Origin of the sequence: Streptomyces sp. NPDC048504, assembly GCF_043200035.1 — a bacterium.
In the GTDB taxonomy this organism is placed as follows: Bacteria; Actinomycetota; Actinomycetes; order Streptomycetales; family Streptomycetaceae; genus Streptomyces.
Map to the genome: position 1 here is coordinate 694,170 of NZ_JBICXA010000002.1, position 13,594 is coordinate 707,763.

The window sequence follows — 13,594 nt, forward strand, 5'->3', positions numbered from 1 at the left end:
CTCCAGCACCCACCCACCACCGACACCCCGGAGACCGTCGCATGACCGCCCTCGCCACCCCGCCGGTCGCCGTGCGCCGGAACGGGTCACCGCCGCATCTGCTCCGCTGGCTGCTGCGGCTGCACCGGACCGCCCTGCTGGTCTGGGTCGTGTTCGTGCTCGTCCTCGCCGGTCTGCTGCTGTGGGTGGGCGGGCCGCTCACCAACGCCGCGGCCGACGGCTGGAAGCAGTACCACGCCTGCGCGGCAAGCGGCTGCGTGTACGACCCGAGCGCGGTCGGCCGCTACAAGGACTGGTACGCCTACACGACCATCGCCGTCATCGCCGCCCCGTTCCTGGTCGCCGCCTGGGCGGGCGCCACGCTGACCAGCCGCGAACTGGAGCACGGCACCGCGCAGTTGGTCTGGACCCAGTCGGTCTCCCCGGCCCGCTGGCTCGCCGCCAAGCTCGCCGTCCCGGCCGTCCTGGTCACCGTCGGCACCGGACTGCTGGTGGGGCTGCACCACTGGGCCTGGTCGACGAGCCAGGGCCGCCGTCTCGACTCGGCCAAGGACTGGCACGACATAGGGACCTACGCCGCAGGCGGCACGGCCACCGCCGCCATGGCCCTGGCCGCCCTGGTGATCGGCGCCCTGTTCGGCCTGCTCACGCGCAACTCCCTTGCCTCGCTGATCGGTTCACTGTGCGGCACGGCGTTCCTGTGGAGCGTCATGGCCATCGCGACGCCGCACCTCTGGCCCACCGTCACCAAGCTCAGCAGCCTCCAGCACAACGTCCCGCAGGGCTCCGGCATCATCGTCGACCAGGGCCTGGTCACCTCCACCGGCGCCCACATCGCCGACCCGCACTGCGGTGCCATCACCAACGGCGGCTGCCAGGCCCTCTACGCCAAGCTCGACGCCGTCGGCTACTACAACGACTACCACCCCCAATCCCACTACTGGCCGCTCCAGTCGACGACCACCGCGATCATCCTCGCCGTCACCGCCGCCCTCACCGTGGCCGCGTTCCGCCTCCTCCAGCGCCGGACCGGTCCGTCGGCGCCCGCACGCAAGGGAGCCACCGTATGACCGCCCAGGCCCTGACCCGGACGGCCCCGCCGAGACCGGCCCGCCCGCGCCGCGCGCTGCTGCGGCTGCACCGTCCCGCGCTGATCGTCTGGGGCGTCTTCGTCGCCGTGATCTCGGCGGTGCTGCTGTGGGCGTACGGCCCACTGGGGAACGCGGCCCGTACCGCGTGGCAGCAGCAGTGCACCAAGAACCTCTGCGACTGGAACGACTCGATCGAGGGCTACCACCTCGCCTACACGCTCGCCGAAGTCGCGCTCCACTTCGTCCCGGTCGTCGTCGCCGTCTGGGCGGGCGGCATGCTGATCGGCCGCGAACTGGAGCACGGCACCGCGCAGTTGGCCTGGACCCAGTCGGTCTCCCCGGCCCGCTGGCTCGCCGCCAAGCTCGCCCTCCCGGCCGTCCTGCTCACCGCGGGCACCACCGTGCTCGTCCTGCTGCACCGCCTGCTGTTCGACGCGCACAAGATCCCCGACGGCTGGAGCTGGAACGACGACAACGCCTTCTACGCCAACGGCACGATCGCGATCGCGTACCCCCTGCTGGGCCTCGCCCTCGGCGCCCTCGCGGGCCTGGTCGCACGCCGAGCCCTGGCCGGCATCGGCGTCGCCGTCCTGGTCACGGCGACCACGACGAGCCTCACCACCATGGCGGCCCCGCATCTCGTGCCGTGGAAGACCAGCGTCGGCGACCTGAAGGAGGGCTACGCGGCACCCAAGAACGTCATCTACGGCGGCGAAGGCGCCGTCACCTCCACCGGCGCCCACATCCCCGACCCCTGCGTCGGCGGCGGAAAGGCCTGCCCGGCCGCCCATGACATCGTCGGCTACTACAGCGAGTACCACCCCTCCTCCCAGTTCTGGCCCCTCCAGCTCACCGAAACCGCGCTCGTCCTGGCCGTCGCCGCCCTGGCGACCGCCGCCGCCTTCACCCTCCTCCGCCGCCGCACCGCCTGACCGGATCCCCCCTCCCCGCGGCTCCCGCCCATCCGTTACGTTCGTTTCCGTGCCGTAGACGTCCGGGAGCCGCCCCCCGATATCCCGCACGCCATGTCGCCGTAACCAACGGTTCAGACGGGCTTGCGAGGCTCGGCGAATGAAGCCCGTCGTGCCAGAGCCTTCGCCGCCTCCCGAGGTGAACGGGAGCAACGGGGCCGTCCTCCCGCTCCTTCCGGCGCTGTCCGACGCGCCCGTATCGCCGGTGGCGCGGAACAATGGGCACATGAGCAGCCAGCCCAACGCCCAGGCACAGGTCCAGCACGCGCAGCCCTCCGTGGGCTCCATAGCCGCGCACCGCCCGCACACTGTGTCGGCGGCGGTCTCCGATCTGGAACCCGACATCGACGCCGACCTCGACGAGTACGAGGAGTCGCCGTACGACGGGCCCCAGCTGCCGCAGGGCCGCTTCCTGGACCGGGAGCGCAGCTGGCTCGCGTTCAACGAGCGGGTCCTGGAACTCGCCGAGGACCCGAACACACCCCTCCTGGAGCGGGCGAACTTCCTCGCGATCTTCGCCAGCAACCTGGACGAGTTCTTCATGGTCCGGGTGGCAGGACTGAAGCGCCGTATCGCCACCGGTGTCGCCACCCGCTCCGCGTCCGGCCTGCAGCCGCGCGAGGTACTGGAGATGATCTGGGCCCGCTCGCGCGAGCTCATGGCCCGGCACGCCGCCTGCTATCACGAGGACATCGCCCCGGCGCTCGCGGAGGAGGGCATCCACCTGGTCCGCTGGAACGAGCTGACGGAGAAGGAGCAGGCCCGCCTCTTCACCCTGTTCCGGCACCAGATCTTCCCGGTGCTGACCCCGCTGGCCGTCGACCCCGCGCACCCGTTCCCGTACATCTCGGGCCTCTCGCTGAACCTCGCGGTCGTCGTACGGAACCCGGTCACCGGACACCGCCACTTCGCGCGCGTGAAGGTGCCGCCGCTGCTCTCCCGCTTCCTGGAGTCCTCGCCGGGCCGGTACGTCCCCCTGGAGGACGTCATCGCCGCCCATCTGGAGGAACTCTTCCCGGGCATGGAGATCCTGGAGCACCACGCGTTCCGGCTGACCCGCAACGAGGACCTCGAAGTCGAGGAGGACGACGCCGAGAACCTGCTCCAGGCCCTGGAGAAGGAGCTCATGCGGCGCCGCTTCGGCCCGCCGGTGCGCCTGGAGGTCGAGGAGTCCATCGACCGCGAGGTGCTCGACCTGCTGGTGCGCGAGCTGAAGATCAGCGAGGCCGAGGTGTACCCGCTGCCGGGTCCGCTCGACCTGACCGGCCTGTTCCGGATCGGCGGCCTGGACCGGCCCGAGCTGAAGTACCCGAAGTTCATCGCGGGCACCCACCGCGACCTCGCCGAGGTCGAATCCGCGTCCGCGCCCGACATCTTCGCCGCCCTGCGCAGCCGGGACGTGCTGCTGCACCACCCGTACGACTCGTTCTCCACGTCCGTCCAGCGGTTCCTGGAGCAGGCGGCGAACGACGACGACGTCCTCGCGATCAAGCAGACCCTGTACCGCACCTCGGGCGACTCCCCGATCGTCGACGCGCTGATAGAGGCGGCCGAGGCCGGCAAACAGGTCCTCGTCCTGGTCGAGATCAAGGCCCGCTTCGACGAGCACGCCAACATCAAGTGGGCGCGCAAGCTGGAGGAGGCGGGCTGCCATGTCGTCTACGGCCTGGTCGGACTCAAGACCCACTGCAAGCTGTCGCTCGTGGTCCGCCAGGAGGGCGACCTGCTGCGCCGCTACAGCCACGTCGGCACCGGCAACTACCACCCGAAGACGGCCCGCCTGTACGAGGACCTCGGGCTGCTGACGGCGGACCCGCAGGTCGGCGCCGACCTCTCGGACCTCTTCAACCGGCTGTCCGGCTACTCGCGCCGCGAGACCTACCGCCGGCTGCTGGTCGCCCCCAAGTCCCTGCGCGACGGCCTGATCGCCCGGATCAACAAGGAGGTCCAGCACCACCGTGCCGGGCGTCCCGCGTTCATCCGCATCAAGGTCAACTCGATGGTGGACGAGGCCATCATCGACTCGCTCTACCGCGCGTCCCAGGCGGGCGTCCCGGTCGACGTGTGGGTCCGCGGCATCTGCGCGGTGCGGCCCGGCGTCCCCGGCCTGTCCGAGAACATCCGCGTACGGTCCATCCTCGGCCGCTTCCTCGAACACTCCCGCGTCTTCGGCTTCGGCAACGGAGGCGAGCCCGAGGTGTGGATCGGCAGCGCCGACATGATGCACCGCAACCTCGACCGTCGGATCGAGGCCCTCGTGAGGGTCACCGACCCGGCCCACCGCGCCGCGCTCAACCGGATGCTGGAAACCGGTATGTCGGACACCACCTCCTCCTGGCACCTGGGCCCGGACGGCGAGTGGACCCGGCACGCGACCGACGCGGAGGGCCAACCACTGCGCAACGTCCAGGAGATGCTCATAGACGCCCGGAGGCGCCGGCGTGGCACAGCAACACCTTGACCCGACGGATCCCAAGGCCCGGGCCGTGACAGGTGACGCCCTCGCGGGCTACCTGCGCGGCCAGGCCACCGAGTTCCTCCGCGCCCTGCGGCTGCACCGGGAGACCGGCAACGGGCAGAACGGCACGGAGGAATCCGTCGACGCGGCGCGCGCCCTGCGCCACTCGGCCCGCCGGATCAGCGGCAGCCTGCACACCTTCCGTCCGCTGCTGGACGCCGACTGGTCCGAGGAGATGCGCCCCGAACTGGCATGGCTGTCGGGCACGTTGGCGCTGGAGCACGCGTGCGCGGCCCGCCTTGAGCGGCTGCTGCTGGCCCTGCACCGGCTGTCGGGCTCGGCGGCGTTCCCCGCCCAGTCGGCGGCCTCGGCGGTGGGCGGCCGGGTCACCGGCGCGGGCCGCGGCGTCCCGGCACCCGCCACAGCGGCCGGCCGCGGACCCGCCACGCCCCCGACCGCCACCGCCGACCGCGGCAACCTCACCGTGGGCGCGGCCAAGGCCGGCGCCCTCCTGGAGCGCCAGCTCACCCTGGCCCGGACCCGGGCCCACTCCACCGCGCTGCAGGCCCTCGGCTCCTCCCGCTTCCACGCGGTCGCCGACAAGGTCGCCGTGCTGGCCAGCGAGGTCCCGCTGACCCAGGGCGCGTCCGGCGCCGACCTGCGCCCGCTGGCCGCCGCCGCCGGGGAGCGCCTCACCGACGCGGTCACCGCGCTGCCCCTCGTCACCGCCGGGCACCCGTACAACGCGGAGGCCCTCATCCACGGCCTCTCCCCCGACCCCGCCCCGCACCCCCAGGACGGCCCCTGGCACCAGGTACGCCTGCTGCTGCGCCTGCACCGCTACGCCGGTGAGGTCCTGCACGGAGACGGCGCACCACTGGACGTACGCCTGCTGACGGCAGGCCAGGCCCTCAATCTGCACCGGGACGCCTCGGAGGCAGCGGCGGCGGCCGCGTCGGCGGCCCGCACCCCGCGCATCGCCCCGGCGACCGCGTACGCGCTCGGCGTGCTCCACGCCGACCAGCGCCACGAGGTGGAGGCGGCCCGCTTCGCCTTCCAGCAGTCGTGGCAGAAGCAGGCGGTGGGCACCCCCTGACGCCCTGAACGAACCCGCACGGAGGAGACGGTGAACGACCAGTGACTTCCACGCACGACACCACCGTCCAGGCGGCCGGCTGCGTCCTGTGGCGCCGCCCGTCCGCCGGAGCCCTCGAACTGGCGCTGGTCCACCGGCCCAAATGGGACGACTGGTCGTGGCCCAAGGGCAAGCTCAAGCGGGGCGAGACGTTCGAGGAGGCGGCCCGCCGCGAGGTGCTGGAGGAGACCGGCTGCACGTGCCGCCTGGGGACACGGCTCCCGTCGGCCCAGTACCTCGACCATCATGGGCGGCCCAAGGAGGTCCGCTACTGGGCGGCGGAGGCGACCGGCGGAGCCTTCCAGCCCAACGACGAGATCGATGTACTGCTCTGGCTGAGGCCGGACGAGGCCCACGAGCGGCTCAGCTACGAGCGGGACCGGGACCTGATCTCTCTCGCGCTGATGGCCATCGGCACCGACGAGGACGGGCGGGAGCCGTGATGGAACCTCCACCGCCAGTGCCGTCCGGACCACCGTGCGTTACGTTGCGAACGGGTGGCCCGGGCCGCCCCGCCTGCCCGAAACCGTCTCACCCAGCCGAGGGACCGCACCCTCGTGGGCGCGCTGCCGACCGGTCCAGGCCTGGCATAGTCCGGAATCAGCTCGTGTCCTCGACGTGAGCGTTCCGTGACCTAACCGCACCGCCCACAGGGGTTCACCCTCCGTTCACTTATGCCCATAGGCGCCTTCACCTGTTCTGCCTAATTTCGGCCTTACGCGATGCGAGCCGCGACCTGGGGGTCGCCACCCGCGTCACCCCGTCTTCGCACGCCGCCGTAATTCAGGACGGCGGCTCTCGGAAGGAACTCTTTCAAGTGAAGCTTCAGCGCATGAACCGGCGGGCCCTCACCCTCGGTGCTCTCGCCGTCTCCGGCGCCCTGGCCCTCACGGCGTGCGGCTCGGACGACAACGGCGGCTCGTCGAACAGCAGCAGCTCGTCGACGGCCAACGCCAGCTCGATCGACTGCGGCGACGCCAAGAAGGGCGAGCAGCTGCTGTCCGACGGCTCGTCCGCGCAGAAGAACGCGATCGCCGCCTGGGTGAAGAACTTCACGCAGGCCTGTGGCGTCCAGATCAACTACAAGGCCGGCGGCTCCGGCGCCGGTGTCACCGCGTTCACGCAGGGCCAGATCCCGTGGGCCGGTTCCGACTCCGCGCTGAAGCCCGAAGAGGTCACCGCCTCCAAGTCGGTCTGCTCCGGCGGCCAGGGCATCGACCTCCCGATGGTCGGCGGCCCGATCGCGCTCGGCTACAACGTCCCGGGTGTCGACAACCTGGTCCTGGACGCCCCGACGCTCGCCAAGATCTTCGACAGCAAGATCACCAACTGGAACGACGCGGCGATCAAGAAGCTGAACCCGTCCGCGACGCTGCCGAACCTCAAGATCCAGGCGTTCCACCGCTCGGACGAGTCCGGCACCACGGACAACTTCACCAAGTACCTGATCGCCACCAGCCCTGACAACTGGAAGTACTCCGGCGGCAAGGCCTGGCAGGCCAAGGGCGGCCAGTCCGCTCCGCAGTCCTCGGGTGTCGCCCAGCAGGTCAAGGCGACCTCCGGCGCCATCGGCTACTTCGAGCTGTCGTACGTCACCGACGGCATGAAGGCGGTCAGCATCAACACCGGCGCCGCCGCCGCGGTCGCGCCCAGCACCGACAGCGCCACCAAGGACATCGCCGCCGCCCAGGTCGTCGGCACCGGCTCGGACCTGACGCTGAAGCTGGACTACAACACCAAGGCCGAGGGCGCGTACCCGATCACCCTGGTGACGTACGAGATCGTCTGCGACAAGGGCAACAAGGCCGCCACGCTGCCCGCCACCAAGGCGTTCCTCACCTACATCGCCAGCGAGGAAGGCCAGAAGATCCTCAGCACGATCGACTACGCGCCGATCCCCGACACGATCATCACCAAGGTTCGCAGCACCATCGCGAGCATCAGCTAGTCCGAGTGTGCGGCCGGGCCCCGCTCCAGGGGCCCGGCCGCACCGTCCGGTGCACCGCCGCCACGGACCGCACACAGCACGTGTGGACCCGCAGACCGGAGAATTTCAATGGATATATCGACAAAGAACCCTGAAGAAGCACCGCCCCCCACCCCCGAGCCCTCCGCGGGCGAGCAGAAGCGCATAGCCCGCGGCGCCACCCGACCCGGTGACCGGATCTTCCTCGGTCTCTCCCGCGGGTCGGGCATCTTCCTGTTGGTGATCATGGCCGCGATCGCGGTCTTCCTCACCTATCGCGCCTCGCTCGCGATCAGCAAGGACCACGCGAACTTCCTCACCACGTTCGAGTGGAACACCAACCTGCTCCCGCCGAAGTTCGGCATCGCCGTCCTGGCGTTCGGCACGGTGGTGTCCTCGATCATCGCCATGGTCATCGCGGTCCCGGTCGCGGTCGCCATCGCCCTCTTCACCACGCACTACGCCCCGCGCAAGCTCCGCGGCCCGGTCTCGTACGTCATCGACCTGCTGGCCGCCGTACCGTCCATCGTGTACGGCCTGTGGGGCGCCCTGATCCTCGTACCGCACATGGTCGGGCTCTTCGGGTGGCTCAACGACTACTTCGGCTGGACCGGGATCTTCTCCTGGGACCAGGGCGCCCCCCGCTCGATGCTCACCGTCGGCATCCTGCTCGCGATCATGATCCTGCCGATCATCACCAACGTGAGCCGCGAGGTCTTCCGCCAGGCCCCGCAGATGATCGAAGAGGCCGCCCTCGCCCTCGGCGCCACCCGCTGGGAGGTCATCCGCATGGCGGTGATCCCCTTCGGCCGCTCTGGTGTGATCTCCGCCTCGATGCTCGGCCTCGGCCGCGCGCTCGGCGAGACGATGGCCGTCGCCACTGTGCTCTCCCCGGACTTCATCATCCACGCCAGCCTGCTCAACCCGGGCGGCGGCACCTTCGCACAGAACATCGCCAGCAAGTTCAGCGAGGCCACGCCGGACGGCCGTGACGCGCTCATCGCCTCCGGTCTGGTCCTGTTCGTCATCACCTTGCTGGTCAACGGCGCGGCCCGACTCATCATCGCCCGCCGTGCGGAGTACTCGGGGGCCAACGCATGAGCAACGCAGCCGTAGCCGACAAGCCCGCGAGCACCCTCCAGGGCGCCACGCTCCCCAACTGGTCGCCATACGCGATCGCAGGCGGCTCCATCGTCCTGGCCGTCCTCATCGGCCTGGTCGGCAGCCTCGACAGCAAGATCCAGTGGGGCCTGATCGCGGCGATCCTCTTCATCGTCGGCACGTACGTCATCGCCGCACGCGTCGAGGGGTCCCGCCAGGCCAAGGACAGGGTCGCGACCAGCCTCGTCTGGGTCGCCTTCCTCCTGGCCGTCGTCCCGCTCGTCTCGCTCCTCTGGACGACGATCAAGCGCGGCGTGAAGGTCCTCGACCCCTACTTCCTGACCCACTCCATGGGTGTCGTCACCGACACCGAGGCCGGTGGCGGTATCTACCACGCCATCATCGGCAGCCTGGAACAGGTCGGCCTCGCCACCCTCATCGGCGCGCCGGTCGGTGTGCTCACCGCGATCTACCTGGTCGAGTACGGGCAGGGCGCCCTCTCCAAGGCGGTCACCTTCTTCGTCGACGTCATGACGGGCATTCCGTCGATCGTCGCGGGTCTGTTCATCCTCAGCATCATGCTGATGTGGGACATGGAGCCCTTCGGGTTCGCCGGCTCCTGCGCCCTGGCCATCCTGATGATGCCGGTCGTGGTCCGCTCCACCGAGGAGATGCTGAAGCTCGTACCGAACGAGCTGCGCGAGGCCTCCCTCGCCCTCGGCATCCCGAAGTGGCGCACGATCCTCAAGGTCGTCCTCCCCACCGCGATCGGCGGCATCACCACCGGCATCATGCTGTCGGTGGCCCGTATCGCCGGTGAGACCGCGCCCGTCCTGCTGCTGGTGTTCGGCAACCCGTTCATCAACAACGACCCGTTCCACGGGGCACAGGCGTCGCTGCCGCTGTACATCTACCAGCAGTTCGCGAACAGTTCGGGCTCAGGCGCGGCCTACGACCGCGCCTGGGCGGCCTCGCTCACCCTGATCGCCTTCGTGATGATCCTCAACCTGGTGGCTCGCGGCATCGCCCGCTGGAAGGCCCCCAAGACCGGTCGCTGACCGCGACCCCCTCAGCGACCGTTCTGAAGTCTGGAAGTGAAGCAGTCATGTCCAAGCGAATCGACGTCAGTGGGCTCACCGCCTACTACGGCTCCCACAAGGCAATCGAAGACATCTCGATGACGGTCGAGCCCCGCTCGGTGACGGCCTTCATCGGCCCCTCCGGCTGCGGCAAGTCGACGTTCCTGCGCACGCTCAACCGCATGCACGAGGTCACGTCCGGCGGCCGTGTCGAGGGCAAGGTCCTCCTGGACGACGAGGACCTCTACGGCCACGGCATCGACCCGGTGTCCGTCCGCCGCGAGATCGGCATGGTCTTCCAGCGCCCGAACCCGTTCCCCACGATGTCGATCTTCGACAACGTGGCGGCGGGCCTGCGTCTGAACGGCAGCTACAAGAAGAGCGAGCTGTCGGACGTGGTGGAGAAGTCCCTCAAGGGCGCGAACCTCTGGAACGAGGTCAAGGACCGCCTGAACAAGCCGGGTTCGGGCCTGTCGGGCGGCCAGCAGCAGCGCCTGTGCATCGCGCGGGCGATCGCGGTGGAGCCGAAGGTCCTGCTGATGGACGAGCCCTGCTCAGCGCTCGACCCCATCTCCACCCTCGCGATCGAGGACCTGATCGGCGAGCTGAAGGAACGCTTCACGATCGTCATCGTGACGCACAACATGCAGCAGGCGGCGCGCGTCTCGGACCGTACGGCCTTCTTCAACCTCGCGGCGGTCGGCCAGCCCGGCCGCCTGATCGAGATCGACGACACGGAGCGCATCTTCTCCAACCCGTCGGTCCAGGCCACCGAGGACTACATCTCGGGCCGCTTCGGCTAAACGCCGGCCTCAAGAACCCCTCGCGGTGCTGCATGGCGGTGCCACCGCGAGGCCGAAAAGGGCCCGCCCCTGGCTCCCGGGGGCGGGCCCGTTCGGTTTCCCACCCCACCCACCCGACTCGGCGGGCCGGGAGGTGCCTCCCCCGGGGGGCCGTTCGTTTGCGCGAGCGAGTGGGGGTGCGCGTTCCCGCTCTCCCACCCACCCACCCGTTTAGGTGGGTCGAGAAGTGCCCGCCGGGCGGGAGGCCGTTCATTCGCGCGGGCGAGTGGGGGTACGCGTTCCCCCTTTCCCACCCACCCACCCGTTTACGGTCGGCCGAGAAGTGCCCGCCGGGCGGGAGGCCGTTCATTCGCGCGGGCCAGTGAGGGTACGCGTTCCCGCTCTCCCACCCACCCACCCGTTTACGGTCGGCCGAGAAGCGGAGCGCTCACGACACCCGGGCCCGTTCGTTCTGCTTCTACGGCGCCCTCTCAGCCGACCGCAAACGGGTGGGTGGGTGGGAAACAGGGGGGCCAGGGGGCGAAGCCCCCGGCATACAGCGGCGCCTACAGGATCGCCAGATCCACAACCCAGAACGCCAGCGCCGCGACGATCGCAGCCGCCGGCATCGTGATGAACCACCCCATCACGATGTTCTTGGCAACACCCCACCGAACCGCGTTGACCCGCTTCGTCGCCCCGACGCCCATGATCGCCGAGGTGATGACATGCGTCGTGGACACCGGCGCCTTGAAGAGATACGCGGTGGTGAACATGATCGCCGCACCCGTGGTCTCCGCCGCGAACCCCTGCGGCGGATCCAGCTCGATGATCTTCCGCCCCAGCGTCCGCATGATCCGCCACCCGCCCGCGTACGTCCCCAGCGACAGCATCAACGCGCAGACGATCTTCACCCAGACCGGAATCGGATCGCCGTACGTCGAGTGGCCGGAAATCACCAGGGCCATCACCACGACACCCATGGTCTTCTGCGCGTCCTGGAGACCGTGCCCGAGGGCCATCCCGGCCGCGGACACGGTCTGCGCGATACGGAAGCCCCGCTTCGCCTTGTGCGGGTTCGACTTCCGGAAGATCCACATGATCGCCGTCATCACCAGGTAACCGCCGACCAGACCGACGACCGGCGACACGAACATCGGCACGATGATCTTGTCGACGACCCCGTGCCAGATGACATCCGTACCGCCCGCGAGCGCGGCCCCCACCATCCCGCCGAACAACGCGTGCGAGGACGACGACGGCAGCCCGAAGTACCAGGTGACCAGGTTCCAGGTGATCGCACCGATCAGTGCCGCGAAGAGGATCCCCATCCCCTTCGACCCTTGGGGCGTCTCGATCAGCCCCTCACTCACGGTCTTGGCGACCCCGGAACCGAGAAACGCACCGGCGAGATTCATCACGGCGGCCATCGCGAGCGCCGCGCGCGGAGTCAGCGCCCGGGTCGAGACCGACGTGGCGATGGCGTTCGCGGAGTCGTGGAAACCGTTCGTGTACGTGAAAAAGAGCGCGACCAGAATGGTCACGACCAGAGCGAAGGTGTCCATGGAGAGGTCAGGACTCCTTGACGGCGATGGTCTCCACCGTGTTCGCCACGTGCTCGAACGCGTCCGCCGCTTCCTCCAGCACATCCACGATCTGCTTGAGCTTCAGCACCTCGATGGCGTCGTACTTGCCGTTGAAGAGCTGGGCCAGCAGCTTGCGGTGGATCTGGTCGGCCTGGTTCTCCAGGCGGTTGACCTCGATCCAGTACTCCGTGAGGTTGTCCATCGTGCGCAGGTTCGGCATGGCCTCAGCGGTGAGCTCCGCCGCCCGCGCCAGCACCTCGATCTGCTGCTCGACGCCCTTGGGCAGTTCCTCCACGTTGTAGAGGACGACCAGGTCGACGGCCTCCTCCATGAAGTCCATGATGTCGTCGAGGCAGGAAGCGAGGTTGTAGATGTCCTCGCGGTCGAAGGGCGTGATGAAGGAGGAGTTCAGCTGATGGAAGATCGCGTGCGTGGCATCGTCACCGGCGTGTTCCGCGGCCCGCATACGCTCTGCGATCTCGGCCCGGCCGGCGGTGTCCGCCCCGAGCAGTTCCATGAGGAGTTTCGAGCCCGTGACGATGTTGTCCGCGGACGCGGCGAACATGTCGTAGAAGCTCGTCTCCCTGGGGGTCAGACGAAAGCGCACAAGGGGTCCTCGGGATGCATGGGTTTCGGTCAGGCTGATGCTAAGTGCATCATCCGGCCACGGCTAATGGGCCGTCCCCCAGTGTCGCCCATCAGGCACAGTGATCCGCACGGGGGCGTACCAAGGGCCCTATACCCAGCAAAGTTCGTTACGATATACCCACTAGGGGTATATGTCTGGAGGACGCGATGGACGCGATGACGACCACCGAGGCCGGCGCGGCGGCAGCGCCCTCCGAACCGACGCGAGAACCGACGCGCGAGCCGGTCGAAGACCTGGCCCAGGAACCGGTCACTCACGGTTACCACCACCAGAAGGACGAGCACGTCAAACGCCTGCGCCGGATCGAGGGCCAGATCCGCGGTCTGCAGCGCATGGTCGACGAGGACGTCTACTGCATCGACATACTCACCCAGGTGTCCGCCTCCACGAAGGCCCTGCAGTCGTTCGCGCTGCAGCTCCTGGAGGAACACCTGCGGCACTGCGTCGCCGACGCGGCGGTCAAGGGCGGCGAGGAGATCGACGCGAAGGTCGACGAGGCCACGAAGGCGATCGCCCGGCTCCTCCGCACCTAGGGCCTCTCGGGGATGTCCCGTTCCTCGGCGACCTTCAGCACCTCGTCGATGCTCTCCAGGCTGAGCCGGTCCTCGGCGGCCGAGGCCGCGATGATCAGGTCTCCGCACAGCTCGATCTCGGCGAGGGCCACGTGGTCCTGAACTGCCGTACCGCCGACCGGAGCCACGTGCATCACCTCTTCTCTGCCGTCACCGACTTCCTAGAGTAGGGAGCGGTCTACACAACGCGCATGGCACGGACGG

Annotated in this window: 13 protein-coding genes; 10 read left to right on the plus strand and 3 right to left on the minus strand. The window is 69.2% G+C overall.

Going from position 1 to position 13,594, the window contains the following annotated elements:
- Nucleotides 1–41: 41 nt before the first annotated feature.
- The 9 genes from ACGFY9_RS07560 (at nt 42) to pstB (ending at nt 10,604) form a co-directional block, all read left to right on the plus strand.
- The gene (locus tag ACGFY9_RS07560; protein WP_393752805.1) at nt 42–1,070 is read left to right on the plus strand and encodes an ABC transporter permease; all 1,029 of its coding nucleotides are present in this window, start codon (nt 42–44) and stop codon (nt 1,068–1,070) included.
- Nucleotides 1,067–2,023 carry a hypothetical protein gene (locus ACGFY9_RS07565; protein ID WP_393752806.1) on the plus strand — a complete coding sequence of 319 codons (957 nt, stop codon included), beginning with the start codon at nt 1,067–1,069 and terminating at the stop codon, nt 2,021–2,023. Before ACGFY9_RS07560 ends, ACGFY9_RS07565 begins: the two co-directional genes overlap by 4 nt.
- A 139-nt stretch (nt 2,024–2,162) precedes the next feature.
- The gene (locus ACGFY9_RS07570; protein WP_393752807.1) at nt 2,163–4,523 is read left to right on the plus strand and encodes an RNA degradosome polyphosphate kinase; all 2,361 of its coding nucleotides are present in this window, start codon (nt 2,163–2,165) and stop codon (nt 4,521–4,523) included.
- Nucleotides 4,504–5,616 (plus strand): CHAD domain-containing protein, encoded by a 1,113-nt coding sequence (locus ACGFY9_RS07575; protein WP_393752808.1) that lies wholly within the window; start codon nt 4,504–4,506, stop codon nt 5,614–5,616. Before ACGFY9_RS07570 ends, ACGFY9_RS07575 begins: the two co-directional genes overlap by 20 nt.
- A 41-nt stretch (nt 5,617–5,657) precedes the next feature.
- Nucleotides 5,658–6,098 carry an NUDIX hydrolase gene (locus tag ACGFY9_RS07580; protein WP_393752809.1) on the plus strand — a complete coding sequence of 147 codons (441 nt, stop codon included), beginning with the start codon at nt 5,658–5,660 and terminating at the stop codon, nt 6,096–6,098.
- Nucleotides 6,099–6,472: 374 nt separating this feature from the next.
- Entirely contained in the window at nt 6,473–7,603 is a 1,131-nt protein-coding gene (gene pstS / locus ACGFY9_RS07585) for a phosphate ABC transporter substrate-binding protein PstS (RefSeq protein ID WP_393752810.1), read from the plus strand.
- Between the two features lie 108 nt (nt 7,604–7,711).
- A complete protein-coding gene (gene pstC, locus ACGFY9_RS07590; protein WP_393752811.1) occupies nt 7,712–8,722 on the plus strand; it encodes a phosphate ABC transporter permease subunit PstC in 1,011 nt (336 codons plus the stop codon).
- A complete protein-coding gene (gene pstA / locus ACGFY9_RS07595) occupies nt 8,719–9,780 on the plus strand; it encodes a phosphate ABC transporter permease PstA (protein WP_393752812.1) in 1,062 nt (353 codons plus the stop codon). The genes pstC and pstA overlap by 4 nt, the downstream gene beginning before the upstream one ends.
- A gap of 47 nt (nt 9,781–9,827) precedes the next feature.
- Nucleotides 9,828–10,604, plus strand: a complete 777-nt coding sequence (gene pstB, locus ACGFY9_RS07600) for a phosphate ABC transporter ATP-binding protein PstB (protein WP_318017226.1) — start codon at nt 9,828–9,830, stop codon at nt 10,602–10,604.
- Nucleotides 10,605–11,149: 545 nt separating this feature from the next.
- Here pstB and ACGFY9_RS07605 read toward each other — a convergent pair.
- Nucleotides 11,150–12,148 carry an anion permease gene (locus ACGFY9_RS07605; protein WP_393752813.1) on the minus strand — a complete coding sequence of 333 codons (999 nt, stop codon included), beginning with the start codon at nt 12,146–12,148 and terminating at the stop codon, nt 11,150–11,152.
- A 7-nt stretch (nt 12,149–12,155) separates the two neighbouring features.
- Nucleotides 12,156–12,776, minus strand: coding sequence for a DUF47 domain-containing protein (locus tag ACGFY9_RS07610; RefSeq protein ID WP_266770821.1), 621 nt, complete (start codon nt 12,774–12,776; stop codon nt 12,156–12,158).
- Nucleotides 12,777–12,973: 197 nt separating this feature from the next.
- Here ACGFY9_RS07610 and ACGFY9_RS07615 point away from each other — a divergent pair, with 197 nt between their 5' ends.
- Nucleotides 12,974–13,351 (plus strand): metal-sensitive transcriptional regulator, encoded by a 378-nt coding sequence (locus tag ACGFY9_RS07615; RefSeq protein ID WP_393752858.1) that lies wholly within the window; start codon nt 12,974–12,976, stop codon nt 13,349–13,351.
- Here the strand turns inward: ACGFY9_RS07615 and ACGFY9_RS07620 are convergent.
- Nucleotides 13,348–13,524, minus strand: coding sequence for a hypothetical protein (locus ACGFY9_RS07620; protein ID WP_393752814.1), 177 nt, complete (start codon nt 13,522–13,524; stop codon nt 13,348–13,350). The two genes, ACGFY9_RS07615 and ACGFY9_RS07620, sit on opposite strands and share 4 nt — an antisense overlap.
- Nucleotides 13,525–13,594 lie beyond the last annotated feature (70 nt).

Excerpts from the sequence above, each read along its gene's own strand:
- pstA (WP_393752812.1), top strand. The coding sequence starts at position 8,719 with ATGAGCAACGCAGCCGTAGCCGACAAGCCCGCGAGCACCCTCCAGGGC.
- ACGFY9_RS07570 (WP_393752807.1), top strand. The coding sequence starts at position 2,163 with ATGAAGCCCGTCGTGCCAGAGCCTTCGCCGCCTCCCGAGGTGAACGGG.
- ACGFY9_RS07605 (WP_393752813.1), bottom strand. The coding sequence starts at position 12,148 with ATGGACACCTTCGCTCTGGTCGTGACCATTCTGGTCGCGCTCTTTTTC.
- pstB (WP_318017226.1), top strand. The coding sequence starts at position 9,828 with ATGTCCAAGCGAATCGACGTCAGTGGGCTCACCGCCTACTACGGCTCC.
- pstC (WP_393752811.1), top strand. The coding sequence starts at position 7,712 with ATGGATATATCGACAAAGAACCCTGAAGAAGCACCGCCCCCCACCCCC.
- ACGFY9_RS07560 (WP_393752805.1), top strand. The coding sequence starts at position 42 with ATGACCGCCCTCGCCACCCCGCCGGTCGCCGTGCGCCGGAACGGGTCA.
- ACGFY9_RS07615 (WP_393752858.1), top strand. The coding sequence starts at position 12,974 with ATGACGACCACCGAGGCCGGCGCGGCGGCAGCGCCCTCCGAACCGACG.
- ACGFY9_RS07620 (WP_393752814.1), bottom strand. The coding sequence starts at position 13,524 with ATGCACGTGGCTCCGGTCGGCGGTACGGCAGTTCAGGACCACGTGGCC.
- ACGFY9_RS07565 (WP_393752806.1), top strand. The coding sequence starts at position 1,067 with ATGACCGCCCAGGCCCTGACCCGGACGGCCCCGCCGAGACCGGCCCGC.